The organism is Arthrobacter rhamnosi (assembly GCF_054510975.1).
The window spans coordinates 93,265-115,521 of the sequence record NZ_JBTNDN010000006.1 but is presented as its reverse complement, the minus strand read 5'-3'; the positions used below and the strand labels follow the sequence as shown (position 1 = coordinate 115,521).

Sequence of the window (22,257 nt, the reverse complement as noted above, 5' to 3'; positions counted from 1 at the left end):
CGGCAACCACTGCCGTTGGCACTGCACCGCCGGAACAGCGGTTCGACCACGTCGCGGCAGGTGCCGCTACGCGGTCAAGCTCTTGACCTGCACCCGGTGGGCTTCGGCGAGGACCTTCTCGGCGAGCTCGATCTCCGCTGCGGATTCCGCAGCGGTCCAGCCCAGCAGCGGGGCCAGGGTCTCGGCAAGCTCAGCGAGCAGTTCCTCGGAGACCAGGCCCCGGAATGCAAGCGATGTACGGCGAATCAGGACATCGATCAGGTGGCCGACCTGCTCGTGCTCCACCATGTAGGCGAGTTCTCGCGTGCTCAGCTCCTGCGTGGAATTAAACATCCTGTCCGGGCTTTCGGCGAGGTATTCGAGAACATCCTTCGCACGGGTCCCGTAGCGGGTCAGCAGAACCTCCACGCGGGCCTCGTCGACGCCCGGCCGTACCGCCGCAGCGACCCAGGCGCGCCGCGACGCTTCGTCCGTCGGGAAGTCCCTGCCGCCGCCGATCGCGACACCCGCCGTCGAGGTCCTGCGCGCCGCACCGAGGGCCGCGAGCGTGTCGTCGGTGAGGTGCTCGGACAGGGCGCGGAAGGTGGTCCACTTGCCGCCGACCAGGCTCAGCGTGGTGACGGACCGGCCGCCCCGCTTCTCCTCGCGCTTCTCGATGCGGTAGTCGCGCGAGACGAAGCCGGGCTGCGTGTCGTCGTGGCGCGGCAGGGGCCTCACGCCGGAGAAGCTGTACACGATGTCGTCCTGCGACACCGGGATGTCGGGGAACACGTGCCCGATGAGTTCGAAGAAGTATGCGATCTCCTCGTCGGTGCAGACGGCCTGCGCTTCGACGTCGACGTCGATGTCGGTGGTGCCGACGAGGACGCGGTCCCCCATGGGGTAGATGAGGACGATCCGGCCGTCGAGATGCTCGAAGAAGATCTCCGTGCCGTTGCAGGCCGCGAGCAGTCGGGGGTTGTCCAGCACGATGTGGGAGCCCTTGGTGCCGCCCATGAAGAGGGTCTCAGCACCGAGTGCGGCGTTGGTGCTGTCGGTCCAGGCCCCGGTCGCGTTGACGACGACGTCGGCCTGGAACGGGAAAGTCTCCCCCGTGAGCTCGTCCCGCAGCACGACGCCCTCCTCGGTGGTGCCGATAGCGCTGACGTAGTTGGCGGCGCGGGCGGCGGGGTTGGCGACCTGGCCGTCGCGCAGCACGTCCAGCGTCAGGCGCTCCGGGTTGTGCACGGAGGCGTCGAAGTAGGTTGCCGCGTACTTGATGTCCTTGCGGAGCTCGGGCATGGCGGCGAGCGCCTTCTTGCGGCCGACGAAGGAGTGGCGGGGGACGTTGCCGCCGTCGCGCGAGAAGAAGTCGTACATCGTGAGGCCGGCCTTGATGAGGACGGCGCCGCGCTCCACCTGCTTGCCCTGGCGGTGCGTGAGGAAACGCATGGGGGCGGAGAGGATGCCCGAGAACGTCGTGTAGATGGGGATCGTGGTCTGCAGCGGCTTCACATAGTGCGGAGCGATCCGCAGGAGGGCGTTGCGCTCGATGACGGACTCGCGGACGAGGCGGAACTCGCCGTTCTCGAGGTAGCGGATCCCGCCGTGGATCATGTGCGACGAGGCACCCGAGGCACCCTGGCAGTAGTCGCCGCGCTCCACGAGGGCGACGTCGATCCCCTGCAGTGCGAGGTCGCGGAAGGTACCGACCCCGTTGATGCCGCCGCCGATGACGAGCACGGAGGCCCGGGGGGTGTCCCTGAGCTTCTGCACCACGGTGCGGATAGAAGTTGTGGTGCCTTCACCGGTGGTCCGGTCGGCTGGAATGCTCAAGGGACTGCTCCGTCGCTTCTGTGTGGCTCTTCTGTCTGGAATGGGTGCTGCGGTTCCATCCTTCAAGCAGTGGGAATAGCAGTCAATCGGATTGCACAAACGTGCAGAGGCGGCCAGACTAACGGGATGACGACGACGAACGGCACTCCCGCACGGGAGTCTGCCGGCGCGGACCGCACGGAGGGCAACCGCTCGCGGGACGCCCTGAGGGCCGCCCAGATGTACTACCTCCAGGACCTCACCATGGAGGCCATTGCGCGTGAGCTGCGCACCTCGCGCTCCACGGTCTCCCGTCTGCTCTCCATGGCGCGCGAGACCGGCCTCGTGCAGATCTCCCTGAACAATCCGTCCGAGCGTGCGCCGGCGCTGGAGCAGCAGATCAGCCGCCGGTTCGGCGTCGAGGCCCATGTGGTGCCGGTCGCGGACTCCGTCAGCGACTCCGAGGTGCTCGACCGCGTCGCCATCCAGGCGGCCCGCACTATCGGGCCCCTCGTGGATTCGAACGCCATCATCGGCGTCGCCTGGGGATCCACCCTGAGCGCCGTCAGCCACCACCTCACCCGCAAGCAGACCCACGACAGCACGATCGTGCAACTCAACGGAGCCGGCAACACGCAGACCACGGGGATCACCTACGCGAGCGAGATCCTGCGGCGCTTCGGGCAGGCCTACGGTGCACGCGTGGAACAGTTCCCCGTCCCCGCGTTCTTCGACCATGCGGCCACCAAGACGGCAATGTGGGAGGAGCGCAGCGTCCGCCGCATCCTCGACCTGCAGGGCCGGATGACCATGGCGATCTTCGGTGTCGGGTCGATCGGCGCCGGCATCCCGAGCCATGTCTACAGCGGTGGCTACCTGGACCGGGAGGACCTCGACACCCTGGAGAGCGAGGAGGTCGTGGGCGACGTCGCCACCATGTTCTTCCGGGCCGACGGCACCCACAGCGACATCCTGCTCAACAAGCGCAGCACCGGCCCGGACCTCGACGACCTGAAGCGGGTCCAGCGGCGCATCTGCGTCGTGTCGGGGGAATCGAAGATCCACGGCCTGCGCGGGGCGCTCGCCGCAGGACTGGCCACCGACCTCATCCTGGACGAGGGATCCGCCCGGCGCCTCGTCCACGCCTGAGCGGAGGAACTCCCGGAGCACCCACGGTTACACCGTAAGGACTCCCTTGCCGCGGACGGCGCCCGGCTCGAGGGAGTCCAGTGCCTCCGCAGCCGCCGCCAGCGGGAAGGTAGGGACTGGAGCTCATCCTCGACAGGTCGATCCCCGCTGACCGATGCGCAGGGCCTGTCGGACGCAGGCCCTGCCCGGACCGATCTCGGTAGAGTTCCCCCATGAGCTCCTCCGTCCCCCGCATCGCACTCGCCGACGGCACCTCGATCGACGTCGTCGGGTACGGCGTCTACAAGGTCCCGCCCGCGGACACCGCACACCTCTGCTCGACGGCGCTCGAGGCCGGGTACCGGCTCCTCGACACGGCGGCCCTCTACGGCAACGAAGCGGGCGTGGGCGAAGCCGCGCGGGCCTACCTCGAGACCGGCGACCGGAAGGATCTGTTCGTGACGTCGAAGGTCTGGAACGACGACCACGGCCATGACGCCACGCTGCGGGCGTTCGACGCATCGATGGACCTGCTGGGCCTCGACCGGCTCGACCTCTACCTCATCCACTGGCCGTGCCCCTCGAAGGACCTGTACGTCGAGACCTGGCGTGCCCTGGGGCGGCTCCAGGCGGAAGGACGTGTCCGGTCCATCGGGGTGTCCAACTTCCAGCGGCCGCACCTGGAGCGACTCCTGGCCGAGACCGGCGTCGTCCCCGTCCTCAACCAGGTGGAGCTGCACCCGTACCTGCAGCAGCACGACCTGCGCTCCTTCCACGAACGGCACGGCATCGCCACCCAGGCATGGAGTCCCCTCGGGCGCGGCAACGTGCTGCAGGACCCCGTCGTCGGACGCATCGCGGCCGAGCTCGGGCGGACGCCGGCGCAGGTGATCCTGCGGTGGCACCTGCAGCACGGCATCCTCACCATCCCGAAGGCGAGCTCCCGCGAGCGCATCGCTTCCAACCTCGACATCTTCGGGCTCGCCCTCGACGACGCGCACCTCGCGGCACTCGACGCTCTGGACCGGGACCAGCGGTTCGGCTCACACCCGGACCGGGTGGGCTGATGCGCTCCGCCGTCGTCCGCAGCATCCCCTGGGAGGGGACGCTGCAACGGGTCTGGGACTATCCCGCCGCCCATCCCGCCGGCGGTCCGAACGACGGCCCGAACGACCGTCCGCACGGCGCGACCATCGTCATGGTGCACGGGTTCCGGGGGGACCATCACGGGTTGCTGCGCCTGGTCGAGGAACTACCCGGGCACAGGGTCCTCCTGCCGGACCTGCCGGGATTCGGGCAGGGCCAGGAACTGAACGGCACGCACGATGTCGCCACTTACGCCCGTTTCATCCGGGACATCACCCGGAGGCTAATCCCGGAACCGCGGGTCCTGCTCGGGCATTCCTTCGGGTCGATCGTCGCCGCCGAGGCCGCCCTGGACCCGGACCTCGCCGGGATCCTGGTCCTCGTCAATCCCATCAGTGCTCCCGCCCTCGAGGGACCCAGCCGGGCTGCATCCCGGCTGGCGGAGGGCTACTACGTCGCCGCGGACCGCCTGCCGGACACCGCCGGACGGGCGCTCCTGGCGAATCCCGTGATCGTGCGGGGCATGAGCATCTTTCTGGCCAAGACGAAGGACAGGAACCTGCGGCGCTGGATCCATGGGCAGCACGACGCCTACTTCAGCTCGTTCGCCGGCCGGCGCGTCGTACTGGAGGCGTTCCGGGCGTCCATCTCGGGCACCGTCCGGGACCGTGCGCGGGAGCTGACGATGCCGGTCCTGCTTCTTGCCGCGGAGAACGACGACATCGGGTCGGTCGCCGGCCAACGGGAGCTGGCTGCCCTCATCCCGCACGCGACCCTGGAGGTCATCCCCGGCGTCGGCCACCTCGTCCACTACGAGAAGCCGCGCGAGGCAGCGCTGCTACTGGAGAAGTTCCTGGAGAACTGCCTGAAGGACGCACCCGCATGAGGATCCTGTTCGACGCGCGCTTCACGCGCACCGACCACCACGACGGCATCAGCCGTTACGGAGCCAGCCTCATCGCTGCCCTCGCCGAGACGGACGACGTCGTGATGCTGATCAGCGACCCACGGCAGCTCGCCCTCCTCCCGGACGTGCCGCACGTGCGGGTCACCAGCCCCCTCTCCCCCGCGGAACTGTTCGTCGCCCGGCGCATCAACCCCCTCGAGCCCGACGTCGTCGTGTGCCCCATGCAGACCATGGGGTCCTGGGGCCGCAGGTATCCGCTCATCCTCACCCTGCACGACCTCATCTACTACCAGAACCCGGCGCCGCCGTCGTTCCTCCCGCTCCCCGTGCGCCTGCTCTGGCGGCTCTACCACCTCGCCTACTGGCCCCAGCGCCTCCTCCTCGACCGCGCGGACGTCGTGGCCACCATCTCCGGCACGACGGCGGACCTCATCCGCCGGCACCGGCTGACGCGCCGACCGGTCATGCTCGTGGGCAATGCGCCGCAGCCGACGGAGCGCCGTCGCGATCCGCACGCGTCACGGTCGGCGTCGCTGCTCTACATGGGCTCCTTCATGCCCTACAAGAACGTGGAGACACTCGTCCGCGCCATGGCCGCCCTGCCCGGGCACACGCTCCACCTCCTGAGCCGCATCACCCCGGAACGCCGCCGGGAGCTCGAGTCCCTCGCTCCCGGAGCGGACCGCGTGGTCTTCCACGGCGGCGTGACCGACGCCGAGTACGAGGACCTGCTGCACGACTCGACCGCGCTCGTCACCCTGTCGAAGGCGGAAGGGTACGGCCTGCCGATCATCGAGGCGATGGCGACGGGCACCCCGGTGGTCGCGAGCGACATCCCCATCTTCCGCGAGGTCGGCGGTGCCGCGGCGCTGTACGTCGACCCGGACGACCCGTCGGCGGTGGCCGCCGCAGTACGGACCCTGGCGGAGCCGGACCGGTGGGCCGAGGCGTCCCGGGCCGGTCTCGAACGGGCGGCGCAGTACTCCTGGTCGGCCTCCGCGGAGCAGCTCCGGGTCGCGTGCCGACGGGCCGTCGCCGAGCATGCACGACGGCGGGCCTGACATGGCCGATCTCCAGTGTCCGGCCACGGCGATCCTGCTCGACGCCGCCGCCGCTCCGCCCCCGTGGCTGGTGCGCCTGCAGGTCGCGGGCCGGTTCGAGGCGCGCGGTCCCGGTGCCATCGTCGCCCTCGTGGAGGAGACGGCAGACCTGTACCGCGGCGAGGCCTTCGTGGTGACCGCACCTCCGGCGGACATCGCCCGGGCGCTGCGGACGCAGGGCATCGCAGGGACCGCGCCGATCATGGTCGAGATCGATTCCGGTGGATGGCGGACCGTGCCCGCTACCTGACGGCGCCGTCCCCGCGGCGCTCTGTACAGCCGCACGGCACCGGCGTACCGTCCATGACCATGGAACTGTCACTGCCGCAGCGTGTCGCGCACTCCGTGGGAGAGGATGCCCTGTCGGAACGGGTCGCGGTCGCCCAGGAGGTCCTGTACGGGCCCCTGCTGAGGTGGGCAGGGCACAGCCCGTTCCATACCGGCGTCCTCGGCCACTCGGTGCATCCGCTGCTCACCGACGTGACGCTCGGATGCTGGTTGAGTGCGTCCATCCTCGATGTAGCCGGCGAGGCCGGCGGACGCTCCAGCGCCACGCTCCTGGTCGGCGCAGGGCTGGCGGCGTCGGTACCGACGGCGATCTCCGGTGCCGGTGACTGGGCGGGGATGGAGGGTGCCGAGCGCCGGATCGGCGCGGTGCACGCCCTGGGCACCGACATCGCCATCTTCCTCCTCCTCGGCTCCCTCATCGCCCGGATCCGGGACCGTCATGCCCTGGGCATGGGGCTCGGTCTGGCGGGTAACGCGGTGGTGGCCGGCGCGGGATTCCTGGGAGGCCATCTGGCGCTCAATCGCGGGACCGCGCGCCGAACGACTGACGCCGCCGCAGGCCCGGACGCCGAAGCGGGGACGGACACGAACGGCTGACCCAGACGGCTGATCGCAACGTCTGATCCAGGGACTGGCACGGCCGACGCAGGCACGGACGCCGGCTGAGGCAGGCAGCGGAAAGGTTGCCGTAATCCCAGTGCGGGCGGCCGGCGTGAGCGCGTCGAGCTGTCGGTTAGAGCACGTCGAGCGCATCGAGCCGGATGTGGACCGGATCTCCCGTCCGTTTCGCGGACAGGGTGGCGCGGCGGGCCCGCAGCTGCCGTGTCATGGCCGCTGCTGCCCGATAGGGGAAGAACAGGAGGACGCGGTGGCTTCCCTGCCCGGCGAGTGCGTCCGGAGCCGCATCGCCCGTCCGCCCGGCGTCCTTCGGGTCCGCCGCTGCACGGGCCGCCCGTACCGCCTCCCGGCGGATGTCCGGCGGGACGGGTGCGGGCCCGACGACGCGGGCGCCCCCGGTCTCGACTCCTTCGAGGAAGTACGTCAGGGCCTCGCGGGTCCCCGTCAGCACGGCATACCGGACGGCGGGAGGCAGGCCGAGGTCCTGCCGCTCGAGAAGTTCCCTCGCCGCCGCGCCGGCGGGATCCCAGCGCACGAGGTGGCCCACCGCGACGTCGTCGTCGCCCGTGATGACCACGGTGCCGCCTGCCGCGGAGGGGCGGGCCAGGATGGCCGCCGAGAACCAGCGCCGCAGGGCATCTTCCCCGGCGCGCAGGGACTCGCGGCTGAGCAGGGCGTTCCCGTCGAGCAGGATGACCGCGGCGTAGCCGCCGGGTGCCACGGGCTCGGCGCCGGGTGTCGCGACGACGACGGCGGGCACGTCCCGGACGGTGTCGACGATGTGCTCGCCCGCGGAGGACACGACCGGCACGCCGGGGAAGGCCCGCCCCAGTTCCTCGGCGGTCCGGGTGGCACCCGCGACGGTTGCGCGGACACGGGTCCCGCCGCATTCGGGACAGGACCAGGAGGTCTCGGGCCGCCCGCACCACCGGCAGGCCGGCGGAGCGTTCCGGCTCGGCTGCGCCAGTGGCCCGGCGCAGGAGGAGCACCGCGCAGCGTGACGGCACCGGTCACAGGCGAGGGACGGGGAGAATCCGGTGCGGGCCACCTGCAGCAGGACGGGCCCGTGCTTCAGCCCGGCCTGCGCCGCCGCCCAGGCCGCGTGGGGTATCCGGGCCTGCGCGGCCAGCGGGTCGCGTTCCATCTGGTACGCGTCGGCAGCGTGGACGACCCGCGGTGTCGCCCGGCGCACCTCGGCACGATCGGCCTGGACGGCGTGCGCCCAGCCGGTGTCGACGAGCCGCTGCGCCTCCGTGCTGCGGGAGAAGGAGGGGAGCAGGACGGCTGCACCCTCCTGCTCGGCCCGCACGAGCAGCACGTCGCGGACGTGCTGGTACGGTGCGCGCTGCTCGAGATGCTGGTCGTCGCCGTCGTCCCACAGGCACACCAGTCCCAGGTTCCGGACGGGCGCGTAGGCGGCCGAACGGGTCCCCACGGCGACCGTTGCCGACCCGTGCAGGATCCGCAGGAAGCTGCGGTACCGGGGCGTCGCCCCGTCCTCCCCCGTGAGGCGGGCCACGGCGGACGACCCGAGACGGGCCACGAGCGCGCTCTCGATGCGTGCGAGGTCGCGCTGGTCGGGGACGACGACGATGGAGCCGCGGCCCGAGGCTGCCGTCTCGGCGACGGCCTCAGCGATCTCCTCCGTCCACGCCGTGCTGCCGAAGCCGCCGAGGCTCGTGAGGACCGCGCGCGGTGATTCCCCCGCTCGCAGGTGCTGCAGGTAGGCCGGCCCGTTGGAGTAGCGCCGGAAGATCCCGGGGGCCGGTTGTGCCGACCCGGCTGCGCCCGGATCACCTGCCGGATCACCTGCCGGAGCAGTTCCAGGAGGGAACTCGTCCTCCACACGGGCCATGCGCGGCGGGACAGCCAGCCGCAGGACGTCGCTCACCGTTCCGACCGACCGCGCCGCGACGGCTTCCGCGAGGGCCAGGACCTCGGGCGTCAGGACCCGCTGGGGGGACACGACCTTGCCCAGGGGCAGGAGCGTGGCCGTGGTGCTGGCCTCGTCCACCCGTTCGGCGAGGAACCCCGTGTGCTCGCGTCCGGCGAACCGGACCTTCACCCTCACCCCGGGCTGCGCCTCGGCGTCCATGGCGGCGGGTACCGCGTAATCGAAAAACCGGTCGAGATGGGGCAGCTGCGCGTCGAGGACCACCCGGGCCACGGGACGCGTCGAGGCACGTTCGGGATCGGTCTGGGGCAGCTTCGCGGGCCCGAAGCCGTGCAGCAGCGACAGCTGGCCGTCCGTCCCGATCGTGTCCCGCTCCGTCTCCGTCATGATGCTGAAGCGTCCGGCAGCCTGCGCCGCGCGCTGTCCCCTTCCCGCTCAGGCGTTGAAGTAGCTCCGGAGCTTGTCCACGCGGTCGGTGCGCTCCCAGGTGAAGCCCTCCTCCTCACGGCCGAAGTGGCCGTGGGCGGCGGTGCGCTGGTAGATGGGCTTCTTCAGGTCGAGAGCCGTGATGATGCCGAGGGGGCGGAGGTCGAAGACCTCGCGGATGGCGGTTCCGATGGCGAGCGGGTCGACCGTCTCGGTCCCGAAGGTCTCGACATAGATGCCGACCGGCTGGGCCATGCCGATGGCGTAGGCGATCTGGATCTCGGCGCGGCGCGCAAGACCGGCCGCGACGACGTTCTTCGCGACCCAGCGCATGGCATAGGCCGCCGAACGGTCCACCTTCGAGGGGTCCTTACCGCTGAAGGCCCCACCGCCGTGCCGGGCCATGCCTCCGTACGTGTCCACGATGATCTTGCGGCCCGTCAGTCCGGCATCCCCCACGGGGCCGCCGATCACGAACGCACCGCCCGGGTTGAGGATGTGCCGGACGGAGGACGTGTCGAGCTCGGAGTCCGCGAGGACCGGCGCGATGACGTGGTCGGCCAGGTCGGCCCTGAGCTGCTCGAGGGACACGTCGGAGGAGTGCTGCGACGAGATGACGACGGAGTCGATCGAAACCGGCCGGTCGCCGTCGTACCCGATGGTGACCTGGGTCTTGCCGTCGGGCCGGAGGTACGGAAGGGTGCCGTCCTTGCGGACAGCGGTGAGCCGCTCGGAGAGGCGGTGGGACAGCCAGATGGGCGCCGGCATCATCACCGCGGTCTCGTCGCTCGCGTAGCCGAACATGATCCCCTGGTCGCCGGCGCCCTGGGCGTCGAAGGGATCGACGCCGGTGCCCTCGCGGGTCTCCAGGGAGGTGAAGACGCCCGAGGCGATCTCCGCGGACTGCTGGCCGATGGACACCGACACGCCGCACCGCGCGCCGTCGAAACCGTTCGCCGAGGAGTCGTAGCCGATGCCGAGGATCGTCTTGCGGACGATGTCCGGGATCTCGACGTACGCCTCCGTGGTCACCTCACCCGCGACATGCACCAGTCCGGTGGTGACGAGCGTCTCGACCGCCACGCGGGAGTCGGGGTCCTGCTCCAGGAGGCCGTCGAGGATCGCGTCGCTGATCTGGTCGCAGATCTTGTCCGGATGGCCCTCGGTGACCGACTCCGAGGTGAAAAGGCGCAGGGGGGAACTAGTGCTGGGTGAATTCACGTGCCCACTCTACTTGGTCGGAGGGACAGTCAGCCCCGGATACTACGCGGCCCGACGGTCTCCGCGGCTGCCGGACGGAGGCCGGTCGATACGCCCGGCGGGGACGCCGGGTGGACGCCGGCCGGCCACTGGCAGCGGGCCGGTCGGTACGCCCGGCGGACCTGCCTCAGCGGGCCAGGAGCTGCGCGGCGTGGTCGAGCACTGCGTCCGCGACGACCCGCTTCGATCCGCGCACCGCAGCCGACTCAATGCCGTCGGCGTCGAGGATGGTGATCTCGTTCGAGTCCGCGCCGAAGACCCGGTCGGAACCGACGACGTTCAGCACGAGGAAGTCACAGCCCTTCCGCGCGAGCTTGGCTCGGGCATGCGTGAGCGGGTCGGCCGTGGCATCCCCGGTCTCGGCGGCGAATCCCGCGATGACGGGCGGCCTCCCGTGATCCTGCCGGGCCAGCACGGCCTCACGGAGGACGTCGGGATTGCGGACGAGCGTAATCACCGGATCGGTCCCGTCGTCGTTCTTCTTGATCTTGGTGGTGACGACCTCGGCGGGACGGAAGTCGGCGACCGCAGCGGCCATCACGAGGATGTCGGTGGCCGGGAGCGCCGCGAGGACGGCCTCGCGCAGCTGGAGGGCTGACTCGACCCGGACGACGTCGCAGCCGCGGGGCGGTGCCACATCCGCATGCGCGAGGACCAGGGTCACCTGGGCTCCCCGGGCGAGGGCCGCCTCGGCGAGGGCCATGCCCTGCTTGCCGGACGACCGGTTGCCGAGGAAGCGCACCGGGTCGAGGGCCTCGCGCGTGCCTCCTGCGGAGATGGTGACGCGCTTGCCCTGCAGGGCTCCGGATCCCGAGGACCGCGCGACGGCAACCATCGCCGCTTCGAAGATGTCGGCCGGTTCCGGCAGCCGGCCAGGACCGGAGTCCGCGCCGGTGAGGCGCCCGGACGCGGGCTCCATGACCGTGACGCCCCGGGAGCGGAGGGTCTCGACATTCGCCCTCGTGGCGGCGTGCTGCCACATCTCGGTGTGCATGGCAGGCGCCAGGAAGACGGGACCGTGCGCCATGAGGAGGGTACCGGTCAGCAGGTCGTTGGCGAGCCCGGCGGCAGCGCGGGCCAGGACGTCGGCGGTGGCGGGGGCGACGACGATGAGGTCGGCCTCGTGCCCGAGCCGCACGTGGTTCACCTTGTCGACGTCGTCCCAGACGCTGTTGCTCACCGGGTTGCCCGAGAGCGCCTCCCAGGTGGCGGTGCCGACGAAGCGGGTTGCCGCGTCCGTGGGGATGACGGTGACGTCATGCCCCGCCTCCGTGAAAAGACGGAGGAGGGATGCTGCCTTGTAGGCTGCGATCCCTCCTCCGACACCGAGTACTATGCGCACCGGTTGTCCGTGTCCTGCCCGACCGGGGGGACTACTCGGACTGTTCCATCGGCGTGGACACGAGCATGCCCTCGTTGATCTCGCGCAGCGCGATGGAGAGCGGCTTCTCGTTCAGCTTCGTGTCGACCAGGGGGCCGACGTACTCGAAGAGCCCCTCGTGCAGCTGGGAGTAGTACGCGTTGATCTGGCGGGCGCGCTTGGCACCGTAGATCACGAGGGCGTACTTCGAGTCCGAGGCCTCCAGCAGAGAGTCGATCGGCGGGTTGATGATGCCTTCGGGCTGAGTTGACACAAATTCTCCAAATATTAGGCGGAACGGCCGGTGCAGGGCTTCTCAGCGCTGCAGCGGACGCAGTCCCATCAGTGATACGAGCTCGTCTGCCGCATGCTCCACGGTGTCGTTGACGACGGTGTGGTTGAATTCCGGCTCGGCGGCAAGTTCCAGTTTAGCTGTTTCCAGCCGCTGCTGCTGTTCCTCCGGTGTTTCGGTGCCGCGGCCCACGAGCCGGCGCACCATCTCGTCCCAGCTCGGCGGCGCGAGGAAGACGAAATTCGCCTCCGGCATGCTCTCCTTGACCTGGCGCGCGCCCTGCAGATCGATCTCGAGCAGCACGGTGCGGCCCTCGTCCATCGCGGCCTGCACGGTGCTGCGCAGCGTGCCGTAGCGGTTGCGGCCATGGACCACGGCCCACTCCAGCAGCTCCCCGTCCTCGATGAGCTGGTCGAACTCCTCCGAGGAGACGAAGAAGTAGTGCACGCCATGGACCTCACCCGGGCGGGGAGGGCGGGTGGTCGCGGAGACGGAGAGCCACACCTCCGGGTAGTTGTCCCGGATGTAGGTCGAGACAGTTCCCTTGCCGACCGCGGTCGGACCGGCGAGAACAGTCAACCGGGGCTGGATCACTGACGCTTCCTTACTTACTGGCCGAGCCAGAATGGTGTCCGAGGTACTCGACGAGTAACCTGCGCTGATGGATGCCGAGTCCGCGGACGCGGCGCGTCGCGGCGATACCGACCTCTGCCATGATGGCGGCCGCCCGTACGTCCCCCACGCCGGGCAGGGCCTTGAGGAGATCCAGGACCTTGAGGCGGCCCACGGCGTCGTCGCCGTCGGGATTCTCGATCACTTCCGCCACCGAAAGCTTACCGGTCTTCAGCCGGGACTTGATGTCCGCCCGAACCGCGCGCGCTGCCGTCGCCTTCTCCCGCGCCCGTGTTCGTTCGACATCCGTCAATGGCTTCAGACTCACTGGTGCTCCCTGCGCTTGACGGCACCCGATGGGGTGGATGGGTCGGGTCCCGAACCGAACCTACCCGGCGCACGCCTCCGAAATCAATGCGACCGGCGTGGGATCAGTGCGACCTACACCAGCTCGTCGCGCGTCCGCTCCGCCGCCGCCCGCAGGTTCCCGGGAGCGGGTCCTGCCGCGAGGATGGCACGGCTCGACGTCGGCAGGACGAACGGCAGGGCGTCCCCGAACGCGCCACGGAGTTCCTCCGGCCCCGCACCCTGCGCTCCCACGCCGGGTGCGAGGATGGGGCCGTTGAGCGAGGCGAGGTCCAGGCCGAGCCGTTGGGCGGCGTCGCCGATGGTCGCCCCGACGACGAGTCCCACGTGCCCGGGTGCCGACCCGGCGTTCTCGGCGGCGGCAGCATGCGCGATGGACCGCGCCACGGACGCGTCCCCTCCGACGTGCTGCACCGACCGGCCCTCAGGATTCGAGGTGAGTGCGAGGACGAAGACGCCCCGGCCGGTCGCGGTGGCGAGATCGATGGCGGGCCGGAGGGACTCGAACCCGAGGTACGGGTTGAGGGTCACGGCGTCGGCAGCCAGGGGCCGCCCCTCCCCCAGCCATGCCTCCGCATACGCCTGCATCGTCGAGCCGATGTCGCCGCGCTTGGCGTCCGCGATCGTCAGGACACCGGACTCCGCGGCGTGCGCCAGCAGGGCCTCCAGGACCGCCAGCCCCCGCGCGCCGTGCCGCTCGTACAGCGCCACCTGGGGCTTCACGGCTGCCGCGACAGGCCCGACGGCGTCGAGCACCGCGAGCGAGAACCGCTCGAGGCCCGCGGGTGAGTCGTCCAGTCCCCAGCCTGCCAGCAGCGCGGGATGCGGGTCGATCCCGACGCACAGGCTGCCCTTCGCCGCACGCGCCGCCGCGAGCCGCTCCCCGAACGGGGCACGGGACGCGGCGGCGCCGGCCTCAGGAGGCATGGCCGGCTTCGGTCGACGCGCGCAGGCCGGCATCGCGGGCTTCGGTCGACGCGCGCAGGTTGGCAGCGTGCTCCTGGAGGCTCGTCACCGACCACTCGTAGGAGCGCATGGCCTCGATCGCCTGCACGGCCGCTCCCACCTCGGGGATGGTCGTGATGACCGGCAACCCGTAGGAGGTGGCCGCGGCGCGGATCTCGTAGCCGTCGCCGCGGGCCTGCCCGCCCGAGGGCGTGTTGATGATCATGTCGATCCCGCCCTCGGTGATGAGGTCGACGACGGTACCCTCGCCGGAGGCTCCCACGCCCTCGGCGACCTTGCGGACCGTGGTCGCCTGGATGCCGCTGCGCCGGAGCACGTCTGCCGTGCCACCGGTGGAGACGATCTCGAAGCCGAGGTCGACGAGCCGCTTGACGGGCATGATGATGGAGCGCTTGTCCCGGTTCGCAACGGACACGAAGACCTTGCCCTCGATCGGCAGAGCGGCGTTCGCGGCGGCCTGGCTCTTCGCGAAGGCCGTGTCGAAGTACTTGTCGATCCCCATGACCTCACCCGTGGAGCGCATCTCGGGGCCCAGCAGCGAGTCGACGACCGTGCCCTCCGGGGTGCGGAAGCGGCTGAACGGCAGGACGGCTTCCTTCACGGACACCGGTGCGTCCAGCGGCAGGGAGCCGCCGTCGCCCCGCGCCGGGAGCAGTCCGTGCTCACCCCGGAGCTCCGCGATGGTGACGCCGGTGCCGATGAGCGCCGCCCCCTTGGCGAGCTGCACGCCGGTGGCCTTCGAGACGAAGGGCACGGTGCGCGAGGCCCGCGGGTTGGCTTCGAGGACGTAGAGCACGTCCGAGGCGAGGGCGAACTGGATGTTGATGAGGCCCCGCACGCCCACTCCCTCCGCGATGGCGAGGGTCGCCTCGCGGACACGCTGCAGGACGTCGGCACCCAGGGTGATGGGCGGCAGCACGCACGCGGAGTCGCCTGAGTGGATGCCGGCCTCCTCGATGTGCTCCATGATGCCGCCGAGGTACATCTCCGTCCCGTCGTACAGGGCGTCGACGTCGATCTCGATGGCGTCCTCGAGGAAGCGGTCGATCAGGACGGGGTGGGCCTCGGTGATCTCCGTGGCGTTCGTGATGTAGCGCGAGAGGTTCGCCTCGTCGTAGACGATCTCCATCCCGCGGCCGCCGAGCACGTAGGACGGCCGGACGAGGACGGGGTACCCGATCTCGTCGGCGATCTTCTTGGCGTCCTCGAAGGACACCGCGGTGCCGTTCTTCGGGGCGATGAGCCCTCCGGCGTCGAGCACGCGGCTGAAGGCGCCGCGGTGCTCGGCGAGATCGATCGCCTCCGGGGAGGTACCGAGGATCGGGATGCCGGCGTCCGCCAGTTGCTGGGCCAGCTTCAGCGGTGTCTGGCCGCCGAGCTGCACGAACACGCCGAGGACCCCGCCGGTGCGCTCCTCGGCTGCGATGACCTCCAGGACGTCCTCGAGGGTCAGCGGTTCGAAGTACAGGCGCGTGGAGATGTCGTAGTCGGTGGAGACCGTCTCGGGGTTGCAGTTGATCATGACCGTCTCGTGGCCGGCCTCGCGCAGCGCCATGGTGGCGTGGACGCACGAGTAGTCGAACTCGATGCCCTGGCCGATCCTGTTCGGACCGGAGCCCAGGATGATGATCGACGGCTTCTCGTGCGGCTCCACCTCGTCCTCCTCGTCGTAGGACGAGTAGTGGTACGGCGTGTAGGCGGCGAATTCCGCGGCGCACGTGTCCACCGTCTTGAAGACCGGGCGGATGCCGAGGGCGTGGCGAACACCGCGCACGACGGCGTCGGGCGTGGAGGTCAGCAACCCGATCTGCTCGTCCGAGAAGCCGTGGCGCTTGGCGTGCCGCAGCACCTCCTCGGTGAGGTTCGGCGCCGAGCGCACCTCCTCGGCCACCTCGTTGAGCAGGACCAGCTGGTCGAGGAACCACGGGTCGATCCCGGTGGCCTCGTACAGACGCTCGACGCTCGCCCCGCCGAGCAGCGCGCGCTGCACCTGCGAGAGACGCTCGGTGGTGGGGCGCTTCGCCGCCTCGACGAGGGCGTCGACCTCCTCCGCCGCGACCGGCGCGAAGGACAGCTGGGAGCCCTTCTGCTCGAGCGAGCGCAGTGCCTTCTGGAGCGCCTCGGTGAAGTTGCGGCCCATGGCCATGGCCTCGCCGACGGACTTCATGGTGGTGGTCAGCGTGGGGTCGGCCGCGGGGAACTTCTCGAAGGCGAACCGCGGGACCTTGACCACCACGTAGTCGAGGGTCGGCTCGAACGAGGCGGGGGTCTTCAGCGTGATGTCGTTCGGGATCTCGTCGAGCGTGTAGCCGAGGGAGAGCTTCGTGGCGATCTTGGCGATCGCGAAGCCCGTGGCCTTCGACGCCAGCGCCGAGGACCGCGACACGCGCGGGTTCATCTCGATGACGACGACGCGGCCGGTGTCCGGCTCGACGGCGAACTGGATGTTGCAGCCGCCCGTGTCGACGCCGACCTCACGGATGACCGCGATGGAGATGTCGCGCAGGCGCTGGTACTCGCGGTCGGTGAGGGTCAGGGCCGGAGCCACGGTGATGGAGTCGCCCGTGTGGACGCCCACGGGGTCGAAGTTCTCGATGGAGCAGACGACCACGACGTTGTCGTTCTTGTCGCGCATCATCTCGAGCTCGTACTCCTTCCACCCGAGGATGCTCTCCTCGAGGAGGACCTCGCTCGTGGGGCTGTACTGCAGGCCCTGGCCGACGATGCGGCGCAGGTCCTGCTCGGTGTACGCGAGGCCCGAGCCGAGGCCACCCATGGTGAAGGAGGGGCGTACGACCATCGGGTAGCCCAGGTCCTCGGCGGCCACGAGGGCCTCGTCGAGCGAGTGGATGATGGCGGACCGGGCGGACTCGGCGCCGCAGCGCTCGACGACGCCCTTGAACTTCTCGCGGTCCTCGCCGAGCTCGATGGCGGCGATGTTCGCACCGATCAGCTCGACGCCGAACTTGTCCAGCACGCCGTTCTTGTCGAGGGCGATCGCCGTGTTCAGCGCCGTCTGGCCGCCGAGGGTCGGGAGCAGCGCGTCGGGGCGTTCCTTCTCGATGATCTTCGCGACGACGTCGGGCGTGATCGGCTCCACGTAGGTCGCATCCGCGAACTCGGGGTCCGTCATGATCGTCGCGGGGTTCGAGTTCACGAGGATGACCCGCAGGCCCTCCTCGCGCAGGACGCGCAGCGCCTGGGTGCCCGAGTAGTCGAATTCGGCGGCCTGCCCGATGACGATCGGCCCGGAGCCGATGACCAGGACGCTCTTGAGGTCGGTTCTGCGGGGCATCAGTTCTCTTCCTGCGTTGTGCTGCTCAATGATGTCGTGCTGTGCCGGGGCTGCGTGCCCGACACCTTGGATCCGTGGGTCCCCAGTTCCGCCGAGGCCGCACGAGCCAGTGCGTCCGACTCGGAGGACGCGTCGAGGAGGGAGGCCGCGCGGGCGTCGCCTGCCCCGTGCTTCTCGGCCTGCATGAGGTCGACGAAACGGTCGAAGAGGTACGCGGAGTCGTGGGGACCGGCGGCCGCTTCGGGGTGGTACTGGACCGAGAACGCCGGGATGTCCAGGCAGGCGAGCCCCTCGACGACGTCGTCGTTGAGGTTGACGTGGCTCACCTCGACGCGCCCGTAGCGGCCGGCGGGTGCTTCGACCGGCCCGCCGAGGGGAGCATCGACGGCGAACCCGTGGTTGTGCGAGGTGATCTCGACCTTGTCGGTGCGCCGGTCGAGGACCGGCTGGTTGATGCCGCGGTGGCCGTAGCGGAGCTTGTAGGTGCCGAAGCCGAGGGCGCGGCCCAGGATCTGGTTCCCGAAGCAGATGCCGAAGAACGGCATCCGTTCGTCGAGCACGCGGCGCAGGAGTTCCACCTGGGCGTCGGCGGTCGCCGGGTCGCCCGGGCCGTTGGACATGAACACGCCGTCCGGCTGCACGGCCACGACGTCCTCGAAGGTCGCCCCGGCGGGCAGGACCACGGTGCGCACGCCGCGCTGGGCGAAGTGCTTGGGCGTCATGGCCTTGATACCGAGGTCCAGCGCCGCGATGGTGGCGACGGGCTCGTCGGTCCAGCCGTGGTCGGCGGGCTCGACGACGTACGCCTCGTCGATGCTGACCTCCTCGGCGAGGCGGGCGCCTGCCATGGACGGCTGGGCGAGGACCTGCTCGAGCAGCTGCCCCTCGGGCAGGGTCGCGTCGGTGCCGGAGAAGATGCCGGCGCGCATGGCGCCGCGTTCGCGGAGATGGCGGGTGACGGCGCGGGTGTCGACGCCCTCGATGCCGACGACGCCCTGCTCGCGCAGCTGGTCGTCGAGGCTCTGCTCGGACCGCCAGTTCGACGGGCGGCGGGCGGCGTCGCGGATGATGTAGCCGGCGACCCAGATGCGCCGCGACTCGGCGTCGTCGGCGTTGACCCCGGTGTTGCCGATGTGGGGCGCGGTCTGGACGACGAGCTGGCGGGCGTAGGAGGGATCGGTGATGGTCTCCTGGTAGCCGGTCATGCCGGTGGCGAAGACGGCTTCTCCGAGGGCGGTGCCCTCGGCTCCGTAGGCCCGGCCGCGGAAGGTCCGGCCGTCCTCGAGGACGAGCACCGCGGGTGCCTTGGATTGGACGTTGCTCACAGCTGTTCCCTGCCTTCGGGTTTCGGTGGGGTTCGGGGGGTGGGTTCGGCCGGCACGAGCGCCGCGACGGCGGCGACGAGCTGGGCCTTGGATGCGGGGTGGCGTGTGCGGAAACCGGTGTCGACGCGGCCGGGGCCCAGACGCCAGGTGATGACCACGAGACCCTCCTTCTCGACGAACTTGCCGGTCATGCCGCTGGCGAGCTGGACCGAGACGAGGTCCGCGCGCGGGATGAAGACGGTCCGTGCACCCGTGCGGGTGATCACGACGCCGTCGGGGTGGACGGCGGTGATGGCGTTGCCGCGGAGGCCGAGCCCGTGCACCGCGATGCGGTCGAGCCAGTCTGCTGCGGTGGTCGTCGCCACGTACTGGCCCTCAGCCTCGTAGAGGACGCGTCCCGGGTCGGCGGGCGCGTCGGGTGGTGCGGGGACGTCGGCCTGGCGGCGCAGCCGGTTGCGCCACCCGAGCGCCATGAGCGCGACGATGACCACGATGATGCCGAGGGTCAGCGCGATCCAGCCTAGGTATTCCATGCCGGAGCCTCCTCCGCGGTCGGTGCCGCGCGGCGGGGGGTGGCGAGGCGTCCGTCGAGGACCGTCGGGTGTCCGCCGTAGAAGGTCGCCCGCACGCTGCCGGGCAGCTCGAGCCCCCGGAACGGGCTGTTGCGCCCCTTGGTGGCCATGGTGGACGGATCCACCGTCCAGCGCGCGGCGGGGTCGACGAGGATCAGGTTGGCGGGCTCGCCGGCCGCGAGCGGCCGGCCCTGGTGCCCGAGGCGGCCGATGCGCGCCGGCGTCGCGGAGGTGACGCGGGCGAAGCCCTCCCAGTCGAGCAGGCCGGTCTCCACCATGGTGTGCTGCACCACGGACAGCGCGGTCTCCAGCCCCGTCATGCCCATCGCCGCCTGCGCCCACTCGCATTCCTTGTGCTCGCTCGGGTGGGGCGCGTGGTCGGTCCCGACGACGTCGATCGTGCCGTCGGCGAGGGCCGCACGCAGGGCGTGCACGTCGTCCGACGTGCGCAGCGGCGGGTTGACCTTGTACACGGGGTCGTAGCTGCGGACCAGTTCGTCGGTCAGGAGGAGGTGGTGCGGCGTGACCTCGGCCGTCACGTCGATCCCGCGGGCCTTGGCCCAGCGGATGATCTCGACCGACCCGGCGGTGGACACGTGGCAGACGTGCAGCCGGGACCCGACGTGCTGTGCCAGCAGGACGTCGCGGGCGATGATGCTCTCCTCGGCGACGGCGGGCCAGCCTGTGAGTCCGAGGACGGCCGAGACCTCGCCCTCGTTCATCTGGGCGCCCTCCGTCAGCCGGGGCTCCTGGGCGTGCTGGGCGATGACGCCGTCGAAGGCCTTGACGTATTCCAGGGCCCGGCGCATCAGGACGGGGTCGGAGACGCAGATGCCATCATCGGAGAACACGCGGACGGATGCCCGGGACTCCGCCATGGCACCGAGCTCGGCGAGGCGTTCACCGCCCAGGCCCACGGTCACGGCGCCCACGGGTCGCACCTCGACCCAGCCGGACGCGAGGCCCAGGCGGTAGACCTGCTCGACGACGCCTGCCGTGTCGGCCACGGGCGAGCTGTTGGCCATGGCGTGGACCGCGGTGAAGCCGCCCAGCGCCGCGGCCCGGGAACCGGTCTCCACGGTCTCGGCGTCCTCCCGGCCCGGCTCGCGGAGGTGGGTGTGGAGGTCCACCATGCCGGGCAGCGCGACGAGGCCGTCGGCCTCGACCGGAACGGCCCCCGGGGAGGCGTCCTCCGCCGCGGCCTGCCCGACGGCGGCGATGATGCCGCCGCGGACGAGGAGGTCCTGCCGGACGCCGCCCAAAATCGCGGCGCCCCGGATGAGGTATTCGGAGGGGTGGCGGGCGGAGTCGCTGGTGTTCGTCGTCACGGGGTACGGCCTTCCGGTGTCGTGGCAGCCTGGAGGTCCTGCAGGTCGTCGTCCGGCTCGTCGTGCTGGTCACCCGAGAGCAGCAGGTAGAGCGCCGCCATCCGGACGGAGACGCCGTTGCGGACCTGGGCGAGGACGGTGGAGCGGGGTGAGTCGGCCGCGGCCGAGGAGATCTCGAGCCCGCGGTTCATGGGGCCGGGGTGCATGATCACGGTGTCGTCGAGGCCCATCGTGTCGAGCAGCGCGAGGCGCCCGTCGTCGAATCCCCAGCGCCGCGAGTACTCGCGCGTCGAGGGGAAGAACGCCGCGTTCATGCGTTCGGCCTGGAGGCGCAGCATCATCACCGCGTCGGGCCGCTGCGCGAGGGCGTCGTCGAGGTTGTAGTACACCGTGCACGGCCAGGACCCCACACCCACCGGGAGCAGCGTGGGCGGACCCGCGAGGAGGACCTCCGCGCCGAGCGTGGTCAGGAGCCAGACGTTGGAGCGGGCTACCCGCGAGTGGAGGACGTCGCCGACGATCAGGACCTTCATGCCGGCGAGGGTGCTGCCCGCGGAGGGGCCGCCGGCAAGCTTCGCCCAGTGCCGCCGGAGCGTGAAGGCGTCGAGCAGCGCCTGGGTGGGGTGCTCGTGGGTGCCGTCGCCGGCGTTGACGACAGCGGCGTCGATCCAGCCCGACGCGGCGAGCCGGGCCGGCGCCCCGGACGCCGGGTGGCGGATCACGACGGCGTCGGCGCTCATGGCCTCGAGGGTCTGCGCCGTGTCCTTCAGGGACTCGCCCTTGGACACCGACGAGCCTTTCGCCGCGAAGTTGATCACATCGGCGGACAGGCGCTTCGCGGCGGCCTCGAAGGAGATGCGCGTGCGCGTGGAGTCCTCGAAGAAGAGGTTCACCACGGTGCGTCCTCGCAGGGCGGGGAGCTTCTTGATCTCCCGCTCCCCCACGGCCGCCATCTCCTCGGCGACGTCGAGCAGGCGCAGGGCGTTCCTCGCCGAGAGGTCCTGGGTGCTGAGCAGGTGCTTCACGGGCGGTCCTCGATGACGACCTCGTTCACCGCGGAACCGCCGATCAGGTCGATCTCCGCCAGGTGGACCCGGACTCGTTCCCTCGACGACGTCGGGAGGTTCTTGCCGACGTGGTCGGCGCGGATCGGGAGTTCGCGGTGGCCCCGGTCCACGAGGACGGCGAGGCGCACGATGCGCGGCCGGCCGAGGTCCGCGAGGGCGTCGAGGGCTGCGCGGATGGTGCGTCCCGAGTACAGGACGTCGTCGACGAGCACCACGACCTTGTCGTCGATACCCGACGGCGGCAGCTGCGTGGCGAGCGGCGAACGGGTGGGGTTGCGGCGCAGGTCGTCCCGGTACATGGTGACGTCGAGCTGGCCGGTGATGAGATCGGGGTCGACGCTCTCGTCGACGGCGGCGATCTTCTGGGCGAGCCGACGGGCCAAGGGGAAACCCCTGCGCGGGATGCCGAGGAGGACGAGATCGCGGGAACCCTTGTTCGCCTCGAGGATCTCGTGGGCGATACGCGTGAGCGCCCGGTCTATATCTGCTTCTGCGAGAACAACGCGCTTGTGGATGCCGGATTCCGGGGCAGGCACAGTCATAACACGCTTCCTCCTTCCCCGCCTCACTGGA

General features: G+C 70.6%; 20 protein-coding genes. 6 read left to right on the top strand and 14 right to left on the bottom strand.

The features are described 5' to 3' along the window. Nucleotides 1-66: 66 nt before the first annotated feature. Nucleotides 67-1,809, bottom strand: a complete 1,743-nt coding sequence (locus ACX80J_RS13980) for a glycerol-3-phosphate dehydrogenase/oxidase (RefSeq protein ID WP_459343891.1) — start codon at nucleotides 1,807-1,809, stop codon at nucleotides 67-69. A gap of 132 nt (nucleotides 1,810-1,941) precedes the next feature. Here ACX80J_RS13980 and ACX80J_RS13975 point away from each other — a divergent pair, with 132 nt between their 5' ends. From ACX80J_RS13975 to ACX80J_RS13950, 6 genes are all read left to right on the top strand, one after another. After that, nucleotides 1,942-2,943: a sugar-binding transcriptional regulator gene (locus ACX80J_RS13975; RefSeq protein ID WP_459343248.1), complete on the top strand. Its 1,002-nt coding sequence runs from the start codon at nucleotides 1,942-1,944 to the stop codon at nucleotides 2,941-2,943. Nucleotides 2,944-3,155: 212 nt separating this feature from the next. Continuing rightward, nucleotides 3,156-3,989: an aldo/keto reductase gene (locus ACX80J_RS13970; protein ID WP_459348178.1), complete on the top strand. Its 834-nt coding sequence runs from the start codon at nucleotides 3,156-3,158 to the stop codon at nucleotides 3,987-3,989. Next, entirely contained in the window at nucleotides 3,989-4,894 is a 906-nt protein-coding gene (locus ACX80J_RS13965; protein ID WP_459348177.1) for an alpha/beta fold hydrolase, read from the top strand. The genes ACX80J_RS13970 and ACX80J_RS13965 overlap by 1 nt, the downstream gene beginning before the upstream one ends. After that, the gene (locus ACX80J_RS13960; RefSeq protein WP_459343251.1) at nucleotides 4,891-5,976 is read left to right on the top strand and encodes a glycosyltransferase family 4 protein; all 1,086 of its coding nucleotides are present in this window, start codon (nucleotides 4,891-4,893) and stop codon (nucleotides 5,974-5,976) included. The genes ACX80J_RS13965 and ACX80J_RS13960 overlap by 4 nt, the downstream gene beginning before the upstream one ends. 1 nt (nucleotide 5,977) lies before the next feature. Next, nucleotides 5,978-6,265, top strand: a complete 288-nt coding sequence (locus ACX80J_RS13955; RefSeq protein ID WP_459348176.1) for a hypothetical protein — start codon at nucleotides 5,978-5,980, stop codon at nucleotides 6,263-6,265. 59 nt (nucleotides 6,266-6,324) lie between these two features. Next, a complete protein-coding gene (locus ACX80J_RS13950; RefSeq protein WP_459348175.1) occupies nucleotides 6,325-6,900 on the top strand; it encodes a DUF2231 domain-containing protein in 576 nt (191 codons plus the stop codon). A gap of 136 nt (nucleotides 6,901-7,036) precedes the next feature. Here ACX80J_RS13950 and ACX80J_RS13945 read toward each other — a convergent pair whose 3' ends face one another. The 13 genes from ACX80J_RS13945 to pyrR all read right to left on the bottom strand — a co-directional run bounded on the left by ACX80J_RS13945 (nucleotide 7,037) and on the right by pyrR (nucleotide 22,226). Next, nucleotides 7,037-9,202: a primosomal protein N' gene (locus ACX80J_RS13945; protein ID WP_459348174.1), complete on the bottom strand. Its 2,166-nt coding sequence runs from the start codon at nucleotides 9,200-9,202 to the stop codon at nucleotides 7,037-7,039. 48 nt (nucleotides 9,203-9,250) lie between these two features. Beyond that, on the bottom strand, nucleotides 9,251-10,462 hold the full coding sequence (gene metK, locus ACX80J_RS13940) for a methionine adenosyltransferase (protein ID WP_459343255.1): 1,212 nt from the start codon (nucleotides 10,460-10,462) through the stop codon (nucleotides 9,251-9,253). Nucleotides 10,463-10,628: 166 nt separating this feature from the next. After that, nucleotides 10,629-11,843, bottom strand: a complete 1,215-nt coding sequence (gene coaBC, locus ACX80J_RS13935) for a bifunctional phosphopantothenoylcysteine decarboxylase/phosphopantothenate--cysteine ligase CoaBC (protein ID WP_459343256.1) — start codon at nucleotides 11,841-11,843, stop codon at nucleotides 10,629-10,631. 31 nt (nucleotides 11,844-11,874) lie between these two features. After that, nucleotides 11,875-12,135: a DNA-directed RNA polymerase subunit omega gene (rpoZ, locus tag ACX80J_RS13930; protein ID WP_087025955.1), complete on the bottom strand. Its 261-nt coding sequence runs from the start codon at nucleotides 12,133-12,135 to the stop codon at nucleotides 11,875-11,877. 42 nt (nucleotides 12,136-12,177) lie between these two features. Next, on the bottom strand, nucleotides 12,178-12,747 hold the full coding sequence (gmk, locus tag ACX80J_RS13925) for a guanylate kinase (protein ID WP_459343257.1): 570 nt from the start codon (nucleotides 12,745-12,747) through the stop codon (nucleotides 12,178-12,180). A 10-nt stretch (nucleotides 12,748-12,757) separates the two neighbouring features. Then, nucleotides 12,758-13,093, bottom strand: a complete 336-nt coding sequence (gene mihF / locus ACX80J_RS13920) for an integration host factor, actinobacterial type (protein ID WP_301227389.1) — start codon at nucleotides 13,091-13,093, stop codon at nucleotides 12,758-12,760. A gap of 113 nt (nucleotides 13,094-13,206) precedes the next feature. Continuing rightward, on the bottom strand, nucleotides 13,207-14,058 hold the full coding sequence (gene pyrF, locus ACX80J_RS13915; protein WP_459348173.1) for an orotidine-5'-phosphate decarboxylase: 852 nt from the start codon (nucleotides 14,056-14,058) through the stop codon (nucleotides 13,207-13,209). Beyond that, on the bottom strand, nucleotides 14,048-17,392 hold the full coding sequence (gene carB, locus ACX80J_RS13910; RefSeq protein ID WP_459348172.1) for a carbamoyl-phosphate synthase large subunit: 3,345 nt from the start codon (nucleotides 17,390-17,392) through the stop codon (nucleotides 14,048-14,050). Before carB ends, pyrF begins: the two co-directional genes overlap by 11 nt. Beyond that, the gene (gene carA, locus ACX80J_RS13905) at nucleotides 17,392-18,717 is read right to left on the bottom strand and encodes a glutamine-hydrolyzing carbamoyl-phosphate synthase small subunit (protein WP_459348171.1); all 1,326 of its coding nucleotides are present in this window, start codon (nucleotides 18,715-18,717) and stop codon (nucleotides 17,392-17,394) included. Before carA ends, carB begins: the two co-directional genes overlap by 1 nt. After that, nucleotides 18,714-19,250: a PH-like domain-containing protein gene (locus tag ACX80J_RS13900; RefSeq protein WP_459343261.1), complete on the bottom strand. Its 537-nt coding sequence runs from the start codon at nucleotides 19,248-19,250 to the stop codon at nucleotides 18,714-18,716. The genes carA and ACX80J_RS13900 overlap by 4 nt, the downstream gene beginning before the upstream one ends. Beyond that, on the bottom strand, nucleotides 19,238-20,617 hold the full coding sequence (locus tag ACX80J_RS13895) for a dihydroorotase (RefSeq protein ID WP_459343262.1): 1,380 nt from the start codon (nucleotides 20,615-20,617) through the stop codon (nucleotides 19,238-19,240). Before ACX80J_RS13895 ends, ACX80J_RS13900 begins: the two co-directional genes overlap by 13 nt. Beyond that, complete coding sequence (locus tag ACX80J_RS13890; RefSeq protein WP_459343263.1) at nucleotides 20,614-21,642, bottom strand: aspartate carbamoyltransferase catalytic subunit; 1,029 nt, start codon at nucleotides 21,640-21,642, stop codon at nucleotides 20,614-20,616. The genes ACX80J_RS13895 and ACX80J_RS13890 overlap by 4 nt, the downstream gene beginning before the upstream one ends. Continuing rightward, nucleotides 21,639-22,226 carry a bifunctional pyr operon transcriptional regulator/uracil phosphoribosyltransferase PyrR gene (gene pyrR / locus ACX80J_RS13885; RefSeq protein ID WP_459343264.1) on the bottom strand — a complete coding sequence of 196 codons (588 nt, stop codon included), beginning with the start codon at nucleotides 22,224-22,226 and terminating at the stop codon, nucleotides 21,639-21,641. Before pyrR ends, ACX80J_RS13890 begins: the two co-directional genes overlap by 4 nt. Nucleotides 22,227-22,257 lie beyond the last annotated feature (31 nt).

Coding starts and splice junctions, on each gene's coding strand:
- ACX80J_RS13975 (WP_459343248.1), top strand. CDS start 1,942: ATGACGACGACGAACGGCACTCCCGCACGGGAGTCTGCCGGCGCGGAC.
- ACX80J_RS13970 (WP_459348178.1), top strand. CDS start 3,156: ATGAGCTCCTCCGTCCCCCGCATCGCACTCGCCGACGGCACCTCGATC.
- ACX80J_RS13965 (WP_459348177.1), top strand. CDS start 3,989: ATGCGCTCCGCCGTCGTCCGCAGCATCCCCTGGGAGGGGACGCTGCAA.
- ACX80J_RS13960 (WP_459343251.1), top strand. CDS start 4,891: ATGAGGATCCTGTTCGACGCGCGCTTCACGCGCACCGACCACCACGAC.
- ACX80J_RS13955 (WP_459348176.1), top strand. CDS start 5,978: ATGGCCGATCTCCAGTGTCCGGCCACGGCGATCCTGCTCGACGCCGCC.
- ACX80J_RS13950 (WP_459348175.1), top strand. CDS start 6,325: ATGGAACTGTCACTGCCGCAGCGTGTCGCGCACTCCGTGGGAGAGGAT.
- ACX80J_RS13945 (WP_459348174.1), bottom strand. CDS start 9,202: ATGACGGAGACGGAGCGGGACACGATCGGGACGGACGGCCAGCTGTCG.
- pyrF (WP_459348173.1), bottom strand. CDS start 14,058: ATGCCTCCTGAGGCCGGCGCCGCCGCGTCCCGTGCCCCGTTCGGGGAG.
- carB (WP_459348172.1), bottom strand. CDS start 17,392: ATGCCCCGCAGAACCGACCTCAAGAGCGTCCTGGTCATCGGCTCCGGG.
- ACX80J_RS13900 (WP_459343261.1), bottom strand. CDS start 19,250: ATGGAATACCTAGGCTGGATCGCGCTGACCCTCGGCATCATCGTGGTC.
- pyrR (WP_459343264.1), bottom strand. CDS start 22,226: ATGACTGTGCCTGCCCCGGAATCCGGCATCCACAAGCGCGTTGTTCTC.